Genomic DNA, 19,672 nt, shown 5'->3' with positions numbered 1-19,672 from the left:
TAAACAGCAAGCCTCCCATGCCAAATAATGCATGTGCTTAAACAAGTATTTTGATATAGGAGGCACCAACAAACGGATGTTCGTTGATTTAAGGGCAGTTACCTGCCCTTATAGTAGGAATAAATCTATACTTAGATTTTACCCACTAGGTCTAATGAAGGTGCAAGTGTGTCTTCACCTGGCTGCCAAGATGCAGGACAAACTTCACCGTCGTGAGTTGCAATGTATTGTGCAGCTTGTACTTTACGAACAAGTTCTTTAGCGCTTCGACCAATACCTAAATCGTGAGTTTCGATAATTTTAATTTCGCCTTCTGGGTTCATTACAAATGTTCCGCGAAGTGCTAAGCCTTCTTCTTCAATCATTACGCCAAAGCTACGAGTAATACGTCCTGTTGGGTCGCCAATCATTGGGTAAGTAATTTTACCAATTGTGTCTGACGTATCGTGCCATGCTTTGTGAGTGAAGTGAGTGTCAGTAGATACTGAGTAAACTTCTACGCCCATTTCTTGAAGTTGTGCGTAATAATCTGCAACATCACCAAGTTCAGTAGGACATACAAATGTAAAGTCTGCTGGGTAAAAGAAGAAGATTGACCATTTACCTAGAACATCTTTTTCAGACAATTCTACAAAGTCACCGTTGTGGTAAGCGGTTGCATTGAATGGTTGTAATTTAGTATTGATTAATGAAGTGCTCATGGTATTTCCTCATCTATATTTAATGTATTTAAAAAGTAATCAACGCTCTCGTTTAAAACGACCTTCTGCGTTGGCTTGGTTAATACAATAAGGCTAATGGATAATTAAATAAAATTGATTGTTTAGATTAAAACAATCGGTTTTTTGGATTGAACTATATAATCTCTTTTATCGTAAGCATTATTTGGATTGTAAACGCTGGCGAATTATTAAGATCGCTAATCGCAATACTGCTACAATAGCCGCGCTTCAAATAAGTCATTAAATATAAGGCACGCCGTAATGGAAAAATTTTTTAACCACATACAACTAGGTTACTTAGGCTTAATCCCGTTTTTAGGGTGTGTGGGTTGGCCACTTATGTTTGGCAGTAATAGCCTTAACTTAGAGTTTTTTACTTTTTACAGTATCGCCATTTTAGCATTTATGGCAGGTAGCTTGTGGCGCGCCGGAGAGCAAAGCTATAGCAATGCAATTAAAGCGGTATTACCTGTTATCCCAGTTCCATTTTTATCATTTTTACCTGTAGAGTGGGCACTGGCTTGGCTAGGTGCTAGTTTTTGGTTAGTACTTATATTTGAAAAAGCCACGCCGCAATGGCAAACCTATCATAAAGATTATCAAAAAATGCGTGTAGTACTTACCTCTGTTGTGTTTGTTTGTCACATTCTGACTATTGGTATGAGTATTTACCCTAAATAGCAGCTGTAAACTTAAATATTGCGTGGTAATAAGGTAATATCCGCGCACTGCTATTTGAGGACACACCATGATTGACCAACTACGCCAACAACTCGACGAACTTGGCGAAAACTACGTAGAAAAAAACGCTGCATTTAAAATCAAAGTGATCCCATTTTTTTGTGCTATTCGCATTAAAAAAGATCATAAAAGCGAAGGTCGTTTAAGTTTTTATTCAAGTCAATTACTCGAAATTTTCTTAGTCGTCTTATTTTTGCTATTCGGTTTAACACTCTACGATACAGATGCAGGATTTACTCACGGCCCTATTCATATTGCCTTTGCCATTTTAATTACCTTTAATCTTATTATTAAACAAATCGCAATTGAAGGGTTAAAAACCAGACTTGCGTTTCATCGTTTACTAGCAAAAGACTCACAAACAAATAGCGATATAAATAATACTGCTACAAACATAAACGCTAAATAAAATATGTATTTAAATCCTCAATGGCGAATACTCACCGTAGGCGATGGCGATTTATCGTTTTCGAACGCTATTTACACTCATCTATCGCCAAAAGCTTTGGTTGCATCCACTTACGATGACCAAACTACTATTGAGAAAAAGTATCAGCACAATGCACTTGGTAACCTAAAAGCGCATAACGTTGAGGTACTTAATAGTTTTGATGTAACAAATCCCGCGTGTTGGCAAACTCTAAGTGAAAACCAGCACAGCTTTGACGTGGTTATTTTTCAGTTTCCGCTTATACCTGCGTTTGTTGGCCGTGAAGCATTTGAAAACAACACGCGCCAAACCAGTATGAACGTATTAAACCGCGCTTTGCTGCATCAATTTATTAAATACGCTAACGAATACGCGCTTGATAAAAATGGTCCAATGCTGTGTTATATCACTTCAAAGGATGTAAAACCTTATCGAGAATGGAATATAGAAGGGAGTTTAAATAACGGTTTAAACGCTGATTATTTAGGCCAAATCCCATTTGATATTAGCCATTTTGAAGGTTATAAAATTCGTAATGTTGACCGCGATAAACACGTAAAAGACACCAGCGGCATAACTTACGTTTTCAGCCCAAAAAGTATTGATACACATACTAGCGAATTAAGCTCACGTCTTACCAAACCTGCATACTTAACATCTAACCATTGCCCCCTTTGCCGCGTTGGACCCTATATGGCAAGCGAGGACGAAACCAAGCATCTAAACGCTAAAAAGCATCAGCAAATGCTGCACCTGGAAAGCGATTGGCAACAATGGCTAAATGAGTTTTATAGCTAATTAATAGCCCTACTACAGTTTATTTAATTATACATTTTCGCGTTTAATTAAATCAGCCGCTTTTTCAGCAATCGCAATTACCGGCGCATTTGTGTTGCCGGTAATAATAGTAGGCATAATCGACGCATCGACTACGCGTAAATTGCTTACCCCGTGTACTCGTAAATTAGTATCCACCACTGCCATTGAGTCTTGCCCCATTTTACATGTCCCGACTGGGTGATACTCGGTATCTGCAGTTTGGCGTATAAACTCAATTAGCTGATCATCATTATTTATATCAAGCGGGTAGACCATTTTACCGCATATGTTATCAAAAGCTTTGCTTTGCATAATAGCGAGTGTTTTTTTAAGACCAGCAAGCATTACAGTTAAATCATCTGGATGGCTTAAGTAATTAGGGTCAATAAGTGGAGCACTACGCGGGTTGTTATCAGCTAATGTAATAGTACCTCGGCTTTTGGGGCGCATAATACTGCTGTGTATACTGTAACCATGCCCAGTGTGTAATTTACGACTATGATCGTCCACCAGCCCAATTACAAACTCTAGTTGCACATCAGCCGCTGGCGAGCCTTCAAATAATTTAATAAACGCGTGCGACTCTGCAAAGTTACTGGTTAATCGCCCTTCTCGTTTACTAAACCAGTTAACACAGCCTTTTATAATGCTGGCAATGCCTAACGGACTTATACCAAATGTACCCTTACTTGTTTTTGATTTATAAAGTGGCACTACCGTTAAATGATCTTGTAAATTAGCGCCAACACCTTCAAGTACGTGCTGAACATTAATGTTATGTGCACTTAACTGCTCTTTTGGGCCAATACCTGAAAGCATTAATATTTGCGGCGAATTAATAGCGCCAGCACTAAGTATTACCTCTTTTTTAGCACGTAAATTAATAACCTCTTTATTACGCTCTATTTGCACGCCTTGCGCTATCTTATTGGTTATATTTATTTTATTAACGTGGCTATGGGTTAATACCGTTAAATTTGGGCGGTTTAAATACGGTGTTAAATACGCTTTTGCTGCACTACAACGCTCGCCATTGCGCTGAGTTACCTGCGATAGACGTGCGCCGCTTTGCTCTTTGCCATTTATATCGTCGCTTAAATTAACGCCCTGCTCAGCACAGGCATTTAAAAAGTATTGGTTTACATCGCTTGGGTTATTTAGCTCTTGTACATGTAGCAGACCCTTTGTCCCGTGCAGTTCATTATTTATAAACGCTTTATTGTTCTCAGCTTTAATAAAGTACGGGAGTAAACTATCAAAATCCCACCCCGTGTTGCCATTAGCAGCCCATTGGTCGTAATCGTACTTATTACCTCTTATGTAAACCATTGCATTAGTCGAGCTTGACCCACCCAGTACTTTGCCACGCGGCACAAAACCACATCGGTTATTAAGCTCTTTTTGTGGCACCGTATTGTAATGCCAGCTATTTATGCCATAAGGCACACCCGCTGCTATGCCTGCTGGCATTTGCACAAATACACTGTTATCACTGCCGCCAGCTTCAATTAAGCACACACTTACATTTTTATCCTCAGACAATCGCGATGCCATAACGCAGCCGCCACTACCTGCGCCAATCACAATGTAATCAAATGTTGTATTGTTCATGGTGTACCTTAATAAAAGTTTTAAACGGCTTTAACAGTAATAGTGCATAGAAAAATTCAACAAAACTTGATATTTTTAGACATCGTTTATTTGAGGTTAACCATGAGCAGCCTAATCAGAGCCACGTCATTACAAGGTATAGACACCCTAATTAGCGAATTTGGCGGCGATCCGCATGAAATAATGCAAAACTATAATATTAATAACGTTGACTTTAAAAATCTCGATAACCAATATTTACCTTATCGAGATTACGCTGAGCTATTAGAATACTGTGCTTGTAAGTTCAATTGTTCTAGTTTTGGCCTTAAGCTCGCAAGTAGACAAAATTTTGATATTTTAGGGCATATTGCAATAGCAGCTAAAAGTAGTACTAATTTAGGTGATGCACTTAATTGGGTTATTAAATACCTTCACTTGCACAGCCCTGCACTTAGCTTAAACTCGCACCCTTTAGAGAATGATAAAAGCTTGTTTTTATCATTCGAAATTAATTTAAAACCATTACCGAACATTAACCAAGTGATTGAGCTAACCATTGGTTTAGCATTGGCTGTTATTAAAAAGCTGAGTAATAACCGCTGCAAACCAATTAATATATTTTTGCCAAAAAAATTAAGTACTAATACTCGTGCCTATAACACTTACCTTGGTTGTAACGTTGTAGAGCATCGCAACAGCGCTGGTATTGTAATCTCAAAAAGTGATTTAACTCTTAAGCTTGATCACCCTGAACTAAATAAAGTACAAGCAGCGCTAAGCTTCTTGGCAAAAAACAAAGAACACACACAACCATTACCCAACCAAGTTAGTGCACTAATTAGGCCTATGCTTCCTATTTATCAATGTAGTAACCAAACTATTTCAGCTGCGCTGGGTATGCACCCGCGTACTCTGCATCGAGAACTTATCAAACATAATACGAGCTTTGTAAAACTTAAAGATGCCACTCGTCGCGCTTTAGCTGCACACTATTTAGCGCAAAACCAATTTACAATCTCAACCATATCTGAGCTTTTAGGGTATCAGGAGCAAGCAACGCTAAGTGTTAATGTTAAACGCTGGTTTGGATGTTCTCCTAGGGCGTGTCGAACTTTGTGGATTGAAATTTGTTCAATCTAGGGGCGATTTAATCGCGGCGCGAGGTTTGTAACCTAGTGGGCTAAGTAAAAATCGAGCAACAAAGAGTCAATCGTCCCTAGAAAGAACCCATAGGGCAGCGCATGTTTGGCCTTTATGCTGCGTTATCGCCTATTTATGGGGAATAACCACACTACATAGGCTCTGCCTTGCCTAAAAACCAAACATACTGCTGCAAATTCAACCACCAAAGATCAACACGCCCTAAAGCATATAGGACTAAAAAAATGTTAAACTAAACGCTCTTATTATTTTTTATTTAAGCTAAGGAGTGAGCATGAACTTTGTTATTGTTGGCACCAATTTTATTAGCGACACACTGTTAGCCGCTGCAAATACGTTAAACGATTTTAATTTATATGGTGTGTGCTCGCGCGCAGTATCAAGCGGCGAAGCATTTTTAGCCAAACACCCACAAAATGCACAAGCAAAAATTTTCACCTCAATCGAGCAAGTATGCCAAGATCAAAATGTTGATGCTGTCTACATAGCCGCCCCTAACAGCTTACATAAGCAATATGCCGTTATGTGCCTAGAAGCAGGTAAACATGTCCTTGGCGAAAAACCATCAGCTGCTAATTCTAAAGAGCTTGCAAGCATTATAGCTACAGCAAAAAAGCATCAGCGCCTTTACATGGAAGCCATGATGACCACTCACTTGCCTAACTTTGCACGGCTGCAACAGGCAATGGTAAAAATTGGCACTCCACGTAAATATATTGGCCAGTACAGTCAATATTCATCACGTTACGATAAATATAAAAATGGCGAACGCCCAAATACATTTTTACCCGAGTTTGCTAACGGTGCTTTGGTTGATTTAGGGATTTACCCACTGTATTTATTAATTGCACTTTGGGGAGCGCCGCAAAGCGTAAGTGCCAGTGGCGTATTACTTGATACAGGTGTTGATGGTGCGGGGGATGTATTACTAAGCTACGCTGATAAACAAGCCGTTATTAGTTACTCTAAAATATCGCAAGGCGACAACATAACCGAAATACAAGGCGAACTTGGACGCATACGTATAGAAGCCGTATCGCAACTTAAAAAGGTGGAGTTTATTGCTAATAATGGTGAGGTAGAGATTATATCCCAGCCGTTTGATGAGCACTTTATGAAATACGAAGTTGAACATTTTATGGCATTAGTGAAGCAAAATATTCTTGAGTCACCCGTTAATACACATATTTTAGCCAGTAACGTAATGAGCGTACTTGATGAAGCGCGCAAACAGCTTGGGGTTGTGTACCCTAACGACTAACTAAATAAAATATGGGCGTTAACCAACGACAGTTAACGCCCAGAAGAAAGCTTAAATAGCTCTCGTACAACTACACATTTTACAAAACACACTTTACAAACACATTTAAAAATAGCGATCCCCATCCATGGGCAATCAAATACTTCTACAACAAACTTAACACTAACAACCCAAATTCGGTTTATTACCAATATTTATTATTCAATAACCTTAAAACTAACCTAACACATAAAAACATTACCAATCAAGCTAGCCAATTGCATTATTTTAAACTAAATTGGTAATACAAGAATGCAACCATTGGTGTATAGTGGTTTTTAACCATAACATCGCGTTAGAATTTTGACATAATAGTGAATTTTGAGGTAACCTCTGGTATTAACAGTTGGTTTTGACTTTTAGGCCCCAGAGGCCATTATTCCTTAAGGTAATGAAGGTAAAGTATGGGTAATCGTCGCTTATTTTGGCGCATAGTTGATAAAATTGAGTCTTTAATAAATCAAGGCGAATTTTCTGCTGGGAGTCGTTTACCACCTGAACGTGAACTTGCAGAAATGTTTGATGTAAGTCGCCCTACCATTAGAGAAGCTATTATCGCATTAGAAGTACGTGGCCGAGTTGAAGTTAAAACCGGCTCTGGTGTTTACGTAGTAGAACAAAAAAATGCATCTATAAAATCAAAAGAGATCAGTGCATTTGAACTTACTCAAGCTCGCGCATTAATTGAAGGCGAAATTGCCGCTTTAGCTGCTCAAAGCATTACAGAAGAAGAACTAGAGCAACTAAATAAAACATTAATTGCCATGGAAAAAGGCCTTTATGTTGAGCAAGCCGACCGTGAGTTTCATGAAATTATAGCTAGAGCAACGCGCAATAAAGCACTTGAATTTGCAGTGTCTAACTTGTGGGATTTACGTTTAACAAACCCACAAATTGTTGCTGACTATGGCAGTGTGTGTAAAAACAATAACGAGTGCGTTATGGATGAACACACCGCTATTTATACAGCCCTAAAGTCGCATGATGCAAATGCAGCGCGCACCGCAATGCACAAACATTTTAACCGCTTAATTAATGCTTTATTTGACGCTGTAGAATCGCGTGCACTTGAAGAAATTAAACGCAAAAATGATGAAAAACGAGGCCTCTACTCGCTTGATGGCTTAGTTAATAAAAGTGCCCACTAAGGCCTTTTAACCAACTGATTAAAGTTAGCAAACGCCTGTTTGCTAACTTTACCTCTTACTTTATTTACCCGCCCTATTTAATATACTTTTAATTGCGCTATTTTTGGTCGCAAACACTTACCTATAAATTTAAAAAAAGATACTATGCCGCCATTAATATCGGGCGGGTTTAGCTTTTATACTCCCTGCATTACATAACTAATTGATAGAGTTACTCAACTCAAGGATAAAAATGCAAGCATCTTCAAAAAGTTATTTACTGGCTATAGTGTGTGTACTGCTTGCTATGATGACCATTCAAACGGGCGCGTCATTTGCAAAGCAGCTTTTTCCTATTGTTGGCCCTGAAGGTACAACTGCCCTTAGGCTTGGTTTTTCTGCCTTTATACTTTGCTTAGTGTTTAAACCTTGGAAACACTTACCTACTTCTGGTAATCGTATTCCTATAATTGTGTATGGTTTAAGTTTAGGCGGCATGAACATTTTGTTTTATTACGCCATTGAACGCATTCCACTAGGCATTGGTGTAGCGCTTGAATTTACAGGCCCGCTTGCTGTTGCCTTATTTTCATCACGCCGCAAACGTGACTTATTTTGGGTTGCGTGTGCTATTGCCGGTATTTTACTTCTGCTTCCTGATATGAGCGGCCAAGACAGCCTTGATCCATTGGGTGTAGCGCTTGCGCTTGGTGCCGGTGCATGTTGGGCAGGTTATATATTATTTGGTAAAAAAACGGGCACACAAAGCTCTGGTGGAGCAACTGTTGCGTTGGGTATGACCGTTGCCGCTATAGTGCTAGTACCTTACGGCGGCATTCTGCAAAGCGCCGCGTTTACGTGGGAAATTATCCCACTGGGTATTGGTATTGCTATTTTATCAAGCGCACTGCCTTACACACTTGAAATGGTTGCACTGCGTAACATGCCTTCACAAGGGTTTAGCGTAATGATGAGCTTAGAGCCTGCAATAGCTTCGCTCGCAGGGTTTATTATACTGGGTGAATTGCTTACTTTATGGCAGTGGCTCGCTATTTTACTTGTAATTATTGCATCTGTTGGTAGCTCGTTTTCAAACGCAAAAAAACAGACTACTTAATTAACTACCAAATAACCTAAATAAAGTCACCACGCAACATGGTGACTTTATTGTGTTGTATCCAGTAATTTTTTAACTCACAGCCTTACTTTGCTTTTTAGTTGTAACCAAATAGCCAATCAACGAAATAAGCGGCATGCCCGTTGCAACCAGTGCAATACCTGTCCACCCGCCCGCTTCATATAATGGGCTGGCAATAAGCGAGCCTACTGCGCCACCTACAAATATACTCGTCATGTAAATAGCGTTTAAACGCGCACGGCTTTGTGGCTCTAGTGCATACACTGCACGTTGACCCAATACCATATTGGCCTGCACAGCAAAATCAATAAACACACCGGTTAATGCCAATACTATAATGCCGTAAGGTAGCTCAAATAAGCTTGGTAAAAAGCACACTGCTGCAATTACTTTGGCCAGTAACGATACCTGATGTGTATAGCCCTTATCTGCCAAGCGACCAACAATAGGGGCTGCTACAGCACCTGCCGCACCCACTAATGCAAACAATGCTATTTCTGATTGCGATAAACCATACTCACGGGCAAGCACAACCGGTACGCTTGTCCAAAATAAACTGAACGATGCAAACATTAATGCTTGAAAAAGTGAACGTTGGCGCAGCACTGGTTGGCTTATCATTAACTGTTTAAGCGATTTTAATAACTTAAAATACGTTGTTTTATGGGTAGGTTGCCTGCTTGGAATAGCAAAATAAATTACGCCTGCAATAAACACCATACACCCTGCTGCAAAGTAAAATACAGCGCGCCAACCAAAGTGATCGGCTATTAAGCTCGATATAGGTCTTGCCAGCAAAATACCTAGCAACAGACCCGCCATAATATTGCCAAGAACCTGTCCGCGCTTCTCGTCAGACGATAAATGCGCAGCAAGCGGAATAAGCACCTGAACAGAAACCGAGCTCATACCTATCATTAAACATAAAATAAGCATTACATTAGGTGAGTCAGCAAGTGCCGTACCCACTAAACTCAAAAACGACACAGCTAAAGTAATAAGCATTAAACGCTTATTTTCAATTAAGTCAGCTAATGGCACTAAAAAAAACAACCCCAAAGCGTAGCCTATTTGTGTAAGCGATACGATAAGGCTAGCACTGTGCGCACTTAATCCAACTTCTGGGGCAAGCAACTCAATAATAGGTTGAGCGTAGTAAATATTGGCAACAATAAGACCGCAACACAAAGCAATAATAGTAACGAGTGTATTGCTAAGTGGTTGCGCTGAAACGCCTGTTTGGGTCATGTGTGTCTCTACTTTATAAAAATAATAAAACCCAACCAGCAAACGCGGGTTGGGTTTTTACAAAAAGCTTCGTTTTATTTTATTGGTGATGGCTGCCCATGTGGGCTTGAGCGTAAATACTGTTTAGGTGCAGTTACTGTAGCGCCAAGCTCTGCAGCTGCATGCCACGGCCAATGCGGGTTATATAAAATGCCACGCGCCAGCGCTACACCATCGGCTTGCTGCTCACTAATAATATCTTCGGCTTGCTGCGCCTGTGTAATTAAACCCACCGCTATAACAGGCATTTTAACCGCTTCTTTTATGGCTGTTGCAAACGGTACCTGAAAATTAGGTTTTACTGGTATTTGTTGCTCAGGACTTAAACCCGCAGTACTTACATGAATAAAGTCACAGCCGAGTTCATCAAGCGCTTTACTAAGCACTATCGATTGATCTAAATCCCAGCCGCCTTCAACCCAATCAGTTGCCGAAATACGCACACCTACCGCTTTTTCACTAGGAAATACCGCTCTTACCGCTTTAAACACATCAAGCAATAAACGCATTCTGTTTTCTAGGCTACCACCGTAGTTGTCATCGCGCTTGTTTGAAAGTGGCGACAAAAACTGGTGTAACAGGTAACCGTGCGCACCATGTAGCTCGATTAAATCAAGGCCGAGTTCATCAGCGCGTTTAGCTGCACTTACAAAATCTTTAATTAATGAGTCTATGTCGTCTTGGCTCATTGCTTTTGGCACTGGGCTGCTATCGTCGTACGCAACTGCCGAAGGTGCCACGGTTTGCCAGCCATTTACGTCATCAGGTGCAATAGCGCCAATATCTTCCCACGGCTTACCTGTAGAGGCTTTGCGCCCAGCATGTGCCAACTGAATACCAATAGGCATAGGGCTATATTGCCTTACTGCTTTTAGGCTTTTGCCTAGGGCTTGCTGGGTTTCGTTATTCCAAAGCCCTAAATCGCCGTAGCTAATACGCCCTTCTGGGTTTACTGCTGTTGCTTCTAAAATTAGCAATCCTGCACCACTTAAACTCAATTGGCCCAAATGAATAGTGTGCCAATCGCTAGCAGCGCCATTGTTTGCTGAGTACTGGCACATGGGTGCAATAATAATACGGTTATCTAACGTTACTTGCCCAAGTGATAAAGGCGAAAATAGTTGGCTCATTGTTAATCCTTAAAAACACGCACAAAAAAGTGCGGACAAATAAAAAATATAATACGAAGTGGCAATCAAACACGCTCACTCAATAACTTACACAGTTACTTATAAATACGACTACCATTCTTAATGGGGATAAAAACATACTTTAATAGTGCTGATAAAAGCATAACTAATGACATTATAAACTATCAATTTTAATGTAATAATTTGTTTAACGAACACGTCATAAAGCCATCTTTAAAAAATGAATGACTATTTACCTTTAAACAAGGGTGTGATTTTTAACCTAACTGTACCTAATAGCACTAAGCTATTGCTTATATTGCCTATTAACTAAATAAAAACCCCACATACAAACCATATTTATTCTATAAAAGTGAATTAAAATTCAATTTAGATATTCCAAGCTACTTCACTCCCTGATAAACTGCTTAACTTAATTTACTAATGTAAAACATTTGAACTGGGGATCACTTTTTATGTTTAAACCAAGCTTGTTAACCTTGGCTATTTCGAGCGCTGTTTCTAGCGTATTTTTATTGCCTAATGCCGCACTTGCTCAAGAAGAAGTTGCAGCTAAAAACAAATCACTCGAAGTAATCGAAGTTACAGCAACAAGGCGCAGCGGCTCTGTGCAAAATGCACCGCTAAATATTACCGCCCTTGATGCAGATATTATGAAAGATCAAAATATCAATGAGCTTGCGGATGTAGCACGCTGGGTCCCTGGTTTAACAATTACCGATCAAGGTGGCCGCTCTGGCTCGCCTATTATTGTTCGTGGTTTAAATACAAATTCATCTGGTCCATCGTCAGATGGCGGAACAGTATCTACTTATATTAACGAAATTCCGGTTTCGGTAGATATGCGCCTAGTAGATATTGAGCGTGTTGAAGTATTAATTGGGCCACAAGGCACGCTTTATGGTGCAGGTACATTAGGTGGTGCAATTCGTTACATGCTTAAACAGCCTGAGCTTGATTTTACATCGCTTGAAGTTTACGGCGACCTGTTTCAAACAAAAGAAAGTGACTCTTTAGGTGGCGAAGGCGGGTTTATATTTAACCTTCCTATTATTGAAGATAAATTAGCAGTACGCGCCAGCTTAAACGTATATGAAGATCCGGGTTTTATCGATTACGGTTATGTAGTACGTGAGCCTGGCGTATCGTTGCCAGATCCTGACTGGAGCGACAGCTCAGCAGTTAACAACAACCTTAAAAATGTAAAAGACGCCAACGGCGAAACCACCACTACTGGTCGTATTTCTGTTCGCTTTAAACCAAATGAATCGTTTGAAGGTACGCTTAACTACTTTTACCAAAACCAAGACAGCGAAGGCCGCTCGATTGTTCATTACAACAGCCTTAATGCAAACAACGGTTTAAGCGATGTAATAGGTAAATACGAATCAGCTTATCGCTTTGAAGAGCCTCGCGAGAAAAAAGACCAATTACTAAGCCTTGAACTAAAAGCCGATTTAGGTTTTGCTGAGCTAGTATCGGCAACGGGTATTTCGAGCTTTGATGCCGACGGCCAACGCGACCAAACAGATTTACTAATTCGTCTTGATTACGGCTATGAAGAGTTTCCTTCGTTTTCATCTTTCACGCGTGAGATTGAAGAAGAAGACACTTTCACCCAAGAGCTACGTTTAGTATCGCAAGGCGATAGCGACTTAAACTGGATTGTTGGTGCGTTTTACAACAAAATAGAAACGGATGCTTCTAGTAAAGAGTTTACGCCTGGCTTTGGTGACTTTGCAGTAGAAAACTTTGGCGCTTCGCAGTCTCGCCCAGATCAACTTGAGTACTTCTCGGTAGATCGTACCGAAATAACAGAATCAGCTTTATTTGGCGAAATAGGCTACCAAGTAACAGAAAAACTAGACGTAACTTTAGGTATGCGTTTATACCAATACGACGTTGAATCTGAGTCAGCTGTAGATTTCCCATTATTTAATACCTTATTTGATGACGCAGCACCTGATGCTATTTCATTAAACTTTGAAAAAAATGAAGCTGACGATAACGGCAGCCTCTTTAAGTTTAATGCTAAATACCAATTCACAAATTCAGTCATGGGCTATGTAACGGTAAGTGAAGGATTTAGAATCGGCGGTTCAAATGGTTTAGCACCGTGTCCAGATCCATTACCAGCTAACCAAGCAGGTTGTGGTAGTTCAGAAGAAATGCTTTACGATGCCGATACAACAACAAACTACGAGTTAGGCTTTAAAAGCACCTGGTTTAGAAGCCAACTTCACTTTAACGCCGCGCTATTTAACGTAGATTGGGATGATGCACAAATTGCAGGCGCTACTAATGTAGGCCAACTACCATACTTATCTAACGCAGGTAGCGCTAACGCAAAAGGGATTGAAATATCTACCCGTGCCATTTTATCTGACTCGTTCTCGGTTTATGCAACCTATGCTTATACAAAAGCAGAGCTAACATCAGATGCACCATTTTTGTTTAATGCTGATGGTACCGATGGCGCAGAAGACGGCGACCGTTTACCTGGTTCACCTGAAAACCAATTTTCGATGGGTGTAAACTATCAAACAGACGTATTTAACGACAAAACACTCGATATTAACTACGGTTTAACCGCGCAAAGCGACGTGCTTTCAAGAGTTGGGCTTCGTGATAACGGCGAAACACTACCAGGTTACAGCTTAAGTAATATATCAGCTAAATTAACAGCTGATGCATGGTCAACTACCCTATATGTTGATAACCTATTCAACAAATACGCAGTTACGTCAGTTCGTCGTTCAGATGCCGATATAACATCAGCTAATGGCGCCGATATACAACGTAACTACGGCCATTACATTAATCGCCCGCTAACGGTAGGTGTTAAATTTAACTACAAATTTGAAATATAATTTAAGCGACTTTTAAACAGTCTCACTTTTTAAACACTGTTTTAAGGCTCAAATTTATTTGAGCCTTTTTATTTTCTTTTACAAAATAATTACCAAAAACCATGCAGCCAAATTTAAAGCAACTTCATCAAAGCGCAATACACTCCCTAAACCAAGGTAAAATAGAGCAAGCACACAAAGCCCTAGTGGAGTTAGTTACACTCAAACCAGACTTTGCCGATGGGTACTTTTTGCTGGCCATGGTTAATTTAACTGTTGGGCAAATACACAAAGCAATAAAGCTCATCGAAAAAGCCCTCACCCTTGGCCAAAGTATTGAATACACCGCGCAACTTGCTAAATGTTACGCACTTACTGGCGAATTAAAAAAAGCAAAAAACACCGCATTCTCGGTGCCATTAAATCAAATAACTAAAGCACCTGATGCCGACACACTCGGCGTAGCCCTTACTCAAGCAGGCATTCACGAACAAGCACTTAACTACTTTGAGTGCGCTATTAAACTGGCTACAGCAGCTAACAAAGCTCAACCCCCGCTTTATTATAACTACGGTGTAAGCGCTAAATTTTTAGGACTATTTGATAAAGCCCAACACGCTTTTGAAAATGCCATAGCGCTTAACCCGCTGCATCATCAAAGTCACTTTGCATTAAGTGATTTAACTAAAGTAAGTAGGCAAAACAACCACATTGAACGCTTAAAAAACGTGTTTGAGCAAGTAACACACCCCGATGCAAAACTGCATATTGGCCATGCTTTAGCAAAAGAGTATCAAGATCTTGGTGAGTTTTCAGAGGCTTTTACCGCGTTAGAGCAAGGTAAAGTAGCAAAACGTGCTGTACAGCCGTTTGATCATAAAAGCTCAACTGAGTTATTTGAACATATTAAACTCTTAAGTGAACAGCACACACAAGCGCGAGTGCAAGGTAACCCAACGGCAGAGCCTATTTTTGTATTAGGCATGCCCCGCTCTGGCACCACATTGGTTGAGCGTATTTTATCGAGCCACAGCGACGTGCAATCAGCCGGTGAATTACAAGACTTTGGCCTAAGTGTTAAAAAGCTAAGCCAAACGCAAACACCGCATGTACTCGACACTCAAACACTCAGTAAAGCCTACGAGCTTGATTTTAATCAGCTTGGGTCAACCTATTTAAACGCAACACGCGTAATAACAGGCAGCCATAAGCACTTTATTGATAAGCTCCCGTTTAACTTTTTTTATATCGACTTAATAACCAAAGCACTGCCAAACGCTAAGATTATTTGCATGCTGCGCGACCCTATGGACACGTGTATTGGTAACTATCGCCAGTTATTTACCATTAATAACCCCTACTACGCGTACTCGCTCGATTTACTCGACACCGCTAAATTTTACAGCCGTTTTTACAAACTAATGCAGCACTTTAGTACCCTGCACGGCAATATAAAATTAGTAGAATACGAACAATTAGTCGCACAGCCCGAGCAACAAATAAAAGAGTTAGTCAGCTTTTGTAACTTAGAGTGGCAAGAACAGTGTATAGATTTTCACTTAAACACCGCACCAGTTTCTACTGCAAGTAAAATGCAAGTACGCCAACCACTTAATAATAAAGCAATTGGCCGCTGGAAAGCATTTAGGCCCCATACTGATGAAATTGAAGAGTACCTTTTAAAACAAGGTATTAGTATTGAGTAATGGTTTTATGGCTTGGGAGTTAAAGGGATGGACTTAGGGATAATCCGCTTTGTGCTAGCGTAGGTCGAATAAGCGAAGCGCCATCCGACACATTAAAATACCTTACCAATTATTATCAACATTTTATGTTGTCGAGTGGTTGGAGAGTGGCCATAAGCGGACCTTCATTATTCAGTCAATTCAAGAGGAAAAGACCAGGTTATACATACAGGTACTGCCCCAGTATGAAAAGTTCACTTTCGGGCAATTAAACCGTGTATTGACGTTTACACAACTCACATTTTTATCCAACGTGCTGGCCACTTTGTCCCGTCTAAGAGCGCAGCGGGACAAGAGATACGCGCCAATTTTATTTGACTATTAACACTGGGCAATCAGCTTTATTGGCGATCGTTTCTGCAACGTTAACATTCAAAAAATGAGAAAGTCCGGTTCTTCCATGACTGGCAATTACCACCATGCCTATATCACCGCTATTAGTCTCATCTAAAATCTCATTAATGGCATCACCATGTCGAATAACCGTTTCAATCTTTAAATCAGTATTCAACTGACCTAATAACTCATGCATTTTACTCGCCGCAGCGTCTTCCATATTTTTAGCTAACTCTTGGGGAGTTATCGCGAGGATCATATAGTTCTCATTATCTGAAGGCTGATCAACAATGTGTAAAATACGAATGCCTACTTGATATAAATTCGCCATTTCAATGGCATATTGCAAAGCATGTGATGCAGTATCAGAAAAATCCGTAGGCCATAAAATATTACCTGTTCGCATATTATTCTCCTTCACAATCTAAAATCATATTTTTCAATGATATTACCAACTCCATAAGAATAGACTCGGCTCCATCTCAGCAAGTTAAGTGTAGTGAGTATTAAAAGGTTATCTATTGATTACGATCAATAAATAACAATAAGGCACTAAAAGTAACAATACCTCATCAATTTATGCTTATTGATTAGGCTGTGATTGCGGGGTTTATTAATCTGGTTGTCGTTGTTGTTTCTTTTATAAGGTAATCAATATTTGGAATAATTGGGGCTGACAGTCAGTTTTTCGCTCACAGTTGAACTTCACAAAAGTGCCATAAGCGGACATTTAACGCCTTTGTAACTGGCCAAATAACCAGTTGCCTAAAATTGTGTAGTGAAACCTAGCCAATTGTTACTTGCCCTAGTTAATTGACTCGTTAGGCATACTTTCCTCAATACTATCAAGCAAAGAAAGTACGTCTTCAACAAAGCACTCTAGGACCAAATTTAATGTCCAAGATTTTTTATATTCAACGCCTTTAAATTGAACCGCAATCTTATACTCAGGATCAATAAGTCCGCTAGGTGGAACTGTTTTGAAAAAAGAATCTGCGTGAATAATTTTATCGCAGACCTGCTTAAGAGTTGCAGGTTTCTCTATTAACTTATCATCGAAATATAACCATGATGAATTTGGTAATTCCAAATTTGGTTGATTGATTGCATTTTGATAGAGATTTACTCTAATTGCTATTACTAGACTAAGAAGATTGCTAGACACTAAATTATGTAAAGTATCTTCAACATTTTTAGACATGACTAATCTAGAATTTTCTGATGAAAGACTACTTGTTGTTAAATCTAATCCATGACAGATTAAACACAAGCGCCTAATTTCATTGAAGTCTTGCTTGTGCTGACCGAAGATATCGCGCATTTGCTTTCCTGTAAGCCTAGTGAGCTGATCGCGCATATGTCTGCTCGTGTCACGCTACTTTTATACTTGAGATAGTTTTAACAAATTACCCAACATATTGCTATCAAATAGTTTCCTACTTCTCTTTGAACAAAGCTAAATAGAACAACGTGCGCGCGTTGCTCATTTCCGTGAATGTATGAGCATACAAAAATTCGACCACTGAACTAGTTATTATAATTAGTCAATGCTCTCAGCCGAACTTCGTAAAAGTGCCATGAGCGGATATTGGTAACTCCCGCACAAGAGGGGGGGTAATGTAGTTGTTTGTTAAGGTCTGATAATAAGCATTTCGTGAGTTGAACTAGCATCAATTATATTTAATTCTAGTAGTCTGTTTATAAAGCTCACTCTATGTGTCCCTTCTATAAGGTGATACGGATGCCCAAGTCGACAGCCACCAAGCTCACAACCAAATGCATGATCAATAGCCACTGGGGAAAAGCTCCATGTTCTATTTTTAAGACAATACTCTAGTGGTGGATAAGTAAGGCTGCTAGTACCATTCAAATAATCATCCACTTGAAAATACCAGAAATCTAGAGGCTTATTATCATCGTAACGAACCTCGCTATAGATCTGCTCAGCCGTGAATGAAACCCTTTCTACTCTGTGTTTGTTGATGTCAAATTCTGGGAAGCATCGATTAAATCTATCAAAGTGTTCCAAGCAAATAGAGCTAAGAAAATCGCGATCAATTGTTTCAGCGAAATCACCAACCTGGATTAGGTATGACTCCCAATTCAAGTCACCTTGATAACGAGTGTCTGACTTTTTTAAAATACTCGGAAGCATGTATAGCCTTAACTTCTCAAATATGGGGCGCGGCTTTTTCGCGTCCCACACATTATTTGTTTGTTAGGGCATCTTTAACTCTTAGCTGAAAATCTAATTTCCTTATCGAAGTTACCTAACCATGATTTAACTTTTATTATGTTTGCTGCTGGATAGTCAGAATTATCATGCGGTAATTCTGTTACTTTTAAAAGAGAGGATCCATTCCATCGCTCATCTAACCAGTAACTTACAATTGCCCATTCTTCACTAGTAACTTGAAGGATAAACTCTAAAGCTTCATCATAAGCATCATTGTTTCCAAAGTCGTCAAAATGGGCGTGATAGGCGTCAAAAGATACTGTTACTTCTTCATTAAAAGTATCCAAAATTAAGAGTTCTTCAGCCTTACCACTTGGGCAAGGGACTTTAGCCTCAAAAACAGTGACTCCTTCATATTCAGTTGGTCGGCCAAACTTCTTCCATTTTGGAAAACGCGAATTGAATTTCAATTCTATTTCTTTAGAGAATTCATCCATAGTTTAAATAGGTGCCCTAACACCAAATTAAGCTGTGTTGGCCGCTCTTGCCAATATCCGCTTCAATTTTTTTGTTAGGTGCTGATAACATCAGTCGATAAGCCTTAATGTAAAGTGTCCATATAATTTGTTGTGCTTCAATCCGAAAGCATAATAATCACCAGTGATATTTGACGTATCAAGTTTACCATTTAAGTGAAGGTATGAGTCACATCTTTGATTACGACCTATCGTTATGTCCTCTCCCTCTATTTGGTACGATAATGGTTGCTCAATAGGAAACAGTTTTTCATCACTGGCGTCAATTGATACTAGAGTTACAACCCTCCAATCACCAGATATACAGGATTGTGCAATATCATGTTCAAAACGCACATTTGCAATTACTTTAGACTCTTTAGTCGAGTCTTTTATTTCTAGTTTCCATGTACCGGACAAGTCACTAGCTAACGATGATGCCGAGACACTAAAAAACAAGCAGAAGGTAATAAAAATAATAGAATTCTTCGATAACATTACGGCACCTAACACTTTAGTATTTATGCGACACGCAGTTTGTGTTGCATAATCGCTTGTTGGACTGAGGCGCTACCTGCTCGG

At 39.7% G+C, this 19,672-nt stretch carries 18 protein-coding genes; 9 read left to right on the top strand and 9 right to left on the bottom strand.

Annotated elements, in window-relative coordinates:
• Nucleotides 1-131 precede the first annotated feature (131 nt).
• Nucleotides 132-701: an alkyl hydroperoxide reductase subunit C gene (gene ahpC, locus I6E72_RS18680; RefSeq protein ID WP_007581822.1), complete on the bottom strand. Its 570-nt coding sequence runs from the start codon at nucleotides 699-701 to the stop codon at nucleotides 132-134.
• 282 nt (nucleotides 702-983) lie between these two features.
• Here ahpC and I6E72_RS18675 point away from each other — a divergent pair, with 282 nt between their 5' ends.
• From I6E72_RS18675 to I6E72_RS18665, 3 genes are all read left to right on the top strand, one after another.
• Nucleotides 984-1,403, top strand: a complete 420-nt coding sequence (locus I6E72_RS18675) for a DUF3429 domain-containing protein (RefSeq protein ID WP_165725021.1) — start codon at nucleotides 984-986, stop codon at nucleotides 1,401-1,403.
• Between the two features lie 67 nt (nucleotides 1,404-1,470).
• Complete coding sequence (locus I6E72_RS18670) at nucleotides 1,471-1,872, top strand: hypothetical protein (protein ID WP_002960599.1); 402 nt, start codon at nucleotides 1,471-1,473, stop codon at nucleotides 1,870-1,872.
• A 3-nt stretch (nucleotides 1,873-1,875) separates the two neighbouring features.
• The gene (locus tag I6E72_RS18665; RefSeq protein WP_165721661.1) at nucleotides 1,876-2,691 is read left to right on the top strand and encodes a class I SAM-dependent methyltransferase; all 816 of its coding nucleotides are present in this window, start codon (nucleotides 1,876-1,878) and stop codon (nucleotides 2,689-2,691) included.
• A 27-nt stretch (nucleotides 2,692-2,718) separates the two neighbouring features.
• On the opposite strand, the gene I6E72_RS18660 is transcribed toward I6E72_RS18665, so the two are convergent.
• Nucleotides 2,719-4,323: a GMC family oxidoreductase gene (locus I6E72_RS18660; RefSeq protein ID WP_197113704.1), complete on the bottom strand. Its 1,605-nt coding sequence runs from the start codon at nucleotides 4,321-4,323 to the stop codon at nucleotides 2,719-2,721.
• A gap of 102 nt (nucleotides 4,324-4,425) precedes the next feature.
• Between I6E72_RS18660 and I6E72_RS18655 the strand changes: the two genes are divergently transcribed.
• The 4 genes from I6E72_RS18655 (at nucleotide 4,426) to I6E72_RS18640 (ending at nucleotide 9,010) form a co-directional block, all read left to right on the top strand.
• A complete protein-coding gene (locus I6E72_RS18655; protein WP_197113701.1) occupies nucleotides 4,426-5,445 on the top strand; it encodes an AraC family transcriptional regulator in 1,020 nt (339 codons plus the stop codon).
• Between the two features lie 295 nt (nucleotides 5,446-5,740).
• Nucleotides 5,741-6,727, top strand: a complete 987-nt coding sequence (locus tag I6E72_RS18650; RefSeq protein ID WP_197113698.1) for a Gfo/Idh/MocA family protein — start codon at nucleotides 5,741-5,743, stop codon at nucleotides 6,725-6,727.
• A 443-nt stretch (nucleotides 6,728-7,170) separates the two neighbouring features.
• Nucleotides 7,171-7,914, top strand: coding sequence for a FadR/GntR family transcriptional regulator (locus tag I6E72_RS18645; protein WP_024591884.1), 744 nt, complete (start codon nucleotides 7,171-7,173; stop codon nucleotides 7,912-7,914).
• A gap of 232 nt (nucleotides 7,915-8,146) precedes the next feature.
• Entirely contained in the window at nucleotides 8,147-9,010 is an 864-nt protein-coding gene (locus tag I6E72_RS18640) for an EamA family transporter (RefSeq protein WP_007375633.1), read from the top strand.
• Between the two features lie 72 nt (nucleotides 9,011-9,082).
• Here the strand turns inward: I6E72_RS18640 and I6E72_RS18635 are convergent, their stop codons facing one another.
• Both I6E72_RS18635 and I6E72_RS18630 read right to left on the bottom strand, forming a co-directional pair.
• Nucleotides 9,083-10,279, bottom strand: coding sequence for an MFS transporter (locus tag I6E72_RS18635; RefSeq protein WP_007581814.1), 1,197 nt, complete (start codon nucleotides 10,277-10,279; stop codon nucleotides 9,083-9,085).
• A 74-nt stretch (nucleotides 10,280-10,353) separates the two neighbouring features.
• Complete coding sequence (locus tag I6E72_RS18630; protein WP_169044644.1) at nucleotides 10,354-11,448, bottom strand: NADH:flavin oxidoreductase/NADH oxidase; 1,095 nt, start codon at nucleotides 11,446-11,448, stop codon at nucleotides 10,354-10,356.
• A 476-nt stretch (nucleotides 11,449-11,924) separates the two neighbouring features.
• Here I6E72_RS18630 and I6E72_RS18625 point away from each other — a divergent pair, with 476 nt between their 5' ends.
• A complete protein-coding gene (locus I6E72_RS18625) occupies nucleotides 11,925-14,339 on the top strand; it encodes a TonB-dependent receptor (protein WP_197113695.1) in 2,415 nt (804 codons plus the stop codon).
• Nucleotides 14,340-14,440: 101 nt separating this feature from the next.
• Nucleotides 14,441-16,024, top strand: a complete 1,584-nt coding sequence (locus tag I6E72_RS18620) for a tetratricopeptide repeat-containing sulfotransferase family protein (RefSeq protein ID WP_197113692.1) — start codon at nucleotides 14,441-14,443, stop codon at nucleotides 16,022-16,024.
• 349 nt (nucleotides 16,025-16,373) lie between these two features.
• Here I6E72_RS18620 and I6E72_RS18615 read toward each other — a convergent pair whose 3' ends face one another.
• The 5 genes from I6E72_RS18615 to I6E72_RS18595 all read right to left on the bottom strand — a co-directional run bounded on the left by I6E72_RS18615 (nucleotide 16,374) and on the right by I6E72_RS18595 (nucleotide 19,510).
• Nucleotides 16,374-16,805 carry a universal stress protein gene (locus I6E72_RS18615; RefSeq protein WP_008165663.1) on the bottom strand — a complete coding sequence of 144 codons (432 nt, stop codon included), beginning with the start codon at nucleotides 16,803-16,805 and terminating at the stop codon, nucleotides 16,374-16,376.
• 399 nt (nucleotides 16,806-17,204) lie between these two features.
• Nucleotides 17,205-17,756, bottom strand: a complete 552-nt coding sequence (locus I6E72_RS18610; protein WP_197113689.1) for a hypothetical protein — start codon at nucleotides 17,754-17,756, stop codon at nucleotides 17,205-17,207.
• 273 nt (nucleotides 17,757-18,029) lie between these two features.
• Nucleotides 18,030-18,554, bottom strand: a complete 525-nt coding sequence (locus I6E72_RS18605) for a hypothetical protein (RefSeq protein ID WP_197113686.1) — start codon at nucleotides 18,552-18,554, stop codon at nucleotides 18,030-18,032.
• Between the two features lie 74 nt (nucleotides 18,555-18,628).
• Nucleotides 18,629-19,072, bottom strand: coding sequence for a hypothetical protein (locus I6E72_RS18600; RefSeq protein WP_197113684.1), 444 nt, complete (start codon nucleotides 19,070-19,072; stop codon nucleotides 18,629-18,631).
• Nucleotides 19,073-19,162: 90 nt separating this feature from the next.
• A complete protein-coding gene (locus I6E72_RS18595; RefSeq protein ID WP_197113682.1) occupies nucleotides 19,163-19,510 on the bottom strand; it encodes a hypothetical protein in 348 nt (115 codons plus the stop codon).
• Nucleotides 19,511-19,672 lie beyond the last annotated feature (162 nt).

Source organism: Pseudoalteromonas sp. NSLLW24 (assembly GCF_015864725.1).
Classification (GTDB): Bacteria; Pseudomonadota; Gammaproteobacteria; order Enterobacterales; family Alteromonadaceae; genus Pseudoalteromonas; species Pseudoalteromonas arctica.
Note: the sequence above shows the minus strand (reverse complement) of the source record. Positions and strands in the feature narration are given on the sequence as shown.

What these genes read in the sequence shown, in the direction of transcription:
- ahpC (WP_007581822.1), bottom strand. Translation starts at nt 701, where the DNA reads ATGAGCACTTCATTAATCAATACTAAATTACAACCATTCAATGCAACC.
- I6E72_RS18675 (WP_165725021.1), top strand. Translation starts at nt 984, where the DNA reads ATGGAAAAATTTTTTAACCACATACAACTAGGTTACTTAGGCTTAATC.
- I6E72_RS18670 (WP_002960599.1), top strand. Translation starts at nt 1,471, where the DNA reads ATGATTGACCAACTACGCCAACAACTCGACGAACTTGGCGAAAACTAC.
- I6E72_RS18665 (WP_165721661.1), top strand. Translation starts at nt 1,876, where the DNA reads ATGTATTTAAATCCTCAATGGCGAATACTCACCGTAGGCGATGGCGAT.
- I6E72_RS18660 (WP_197113704.1), bottom strand. Translation starts at nt 4,323, where the DNA reads ATGAACAATACAACATTTGATTACATTGTGATTGGCGCAGGTAGTGGC.
- I6E72_RS18655 (WP_197113701.1), top strand. Translation starts at nt 4,426, where the DNA reads ATGAGCAGCCTAATCAGAGCCACGTCATTACAAGGTATAGACACCCTA.
- I6E72_RS18650 (WP_197113698.1), top strand. Translation starts at nt 5,741, where the DNA reads ATGAACTTTGTTATTGTTGGCACCAATTTTATTAGCGACACACTGTTA.
- I6E72_RS18645 (WP_024591884.1), top strand. Translation starts at nt 7,171, where the DNA reads ATGGGTAATCGTCGCTTATTTTGGCGCATAGTTGATAAAATTGAGTCT.
- I6E72_RS18640 (WP_007375633.1), top strand. Translation starts at nt 8,147, where the DNA reads ATGCAAGCATCTTCAAAAAGTTATTTACTGGCTATAGTGTGTGTACTG.
- I6E72_RS18635 (WP_007581814.1), bottom strand. Translation starts at nt 10,279, where the DNA reads ATGACCCAAACAGGCGTTTCAGCGCAACCACTTAGCAATACACTCGTT.
- I6E72_RS18630 (WP_169044644.1), bottom strand. Translation starts at nt 11,448, where the DNA reads ATGAGCCAACTATTTTCGCCTTTATCACTTGGGCAAGTAACGTTAGAT.
- I6E72_RS18625 (WP_197113695.1), top strand. Translation starts at nt 11,925, where the DNA reads ATGTTTAAACCAAGCTTGTTAACCTTGGCTATTTCGAGCGCTGTTTCT.
- I6E72_RS18620 (WP_197113692.1), top strand. Translation starts at nt 14,441, where the DNA reads ATGCAGCCAAATTTAAAGCAACTTCATCAAAGCGCAATACACTCCCTA.
- I6E72_RS18615 (WP_008165663.1), bottom strand. Translation starts at nt 16,805, where the DNA reads ATGCGAACAGGTAATATTTTATGGCCTACGGATTTTTCTGATACTGCA.
- I6E72_RS18610 (WP_197113689.1), bottom strand. Translation starts at nt 17,756, where the DNA reads ATGCGCGATCAGCTCACTAGGCTTACAGGAAAGCAAATGCGCGATATC.
- I6E72_RS18605 (WP_197113686.1), bottom strand. Translation starts at nt 18,554, where the DNA reads ATGCTTCCGAGTATTTTAAAAAAGTCAGACACTCGTTATCAAGGTGAC.
- I6E72_RS18600 (WP_197113684.1), bottom strand. Translation starts at nt 19,072, where the DNA reads ATGGATGAATTCTCTAAAGAAATAGAATTGAAATTCAATTCGCGTTTT.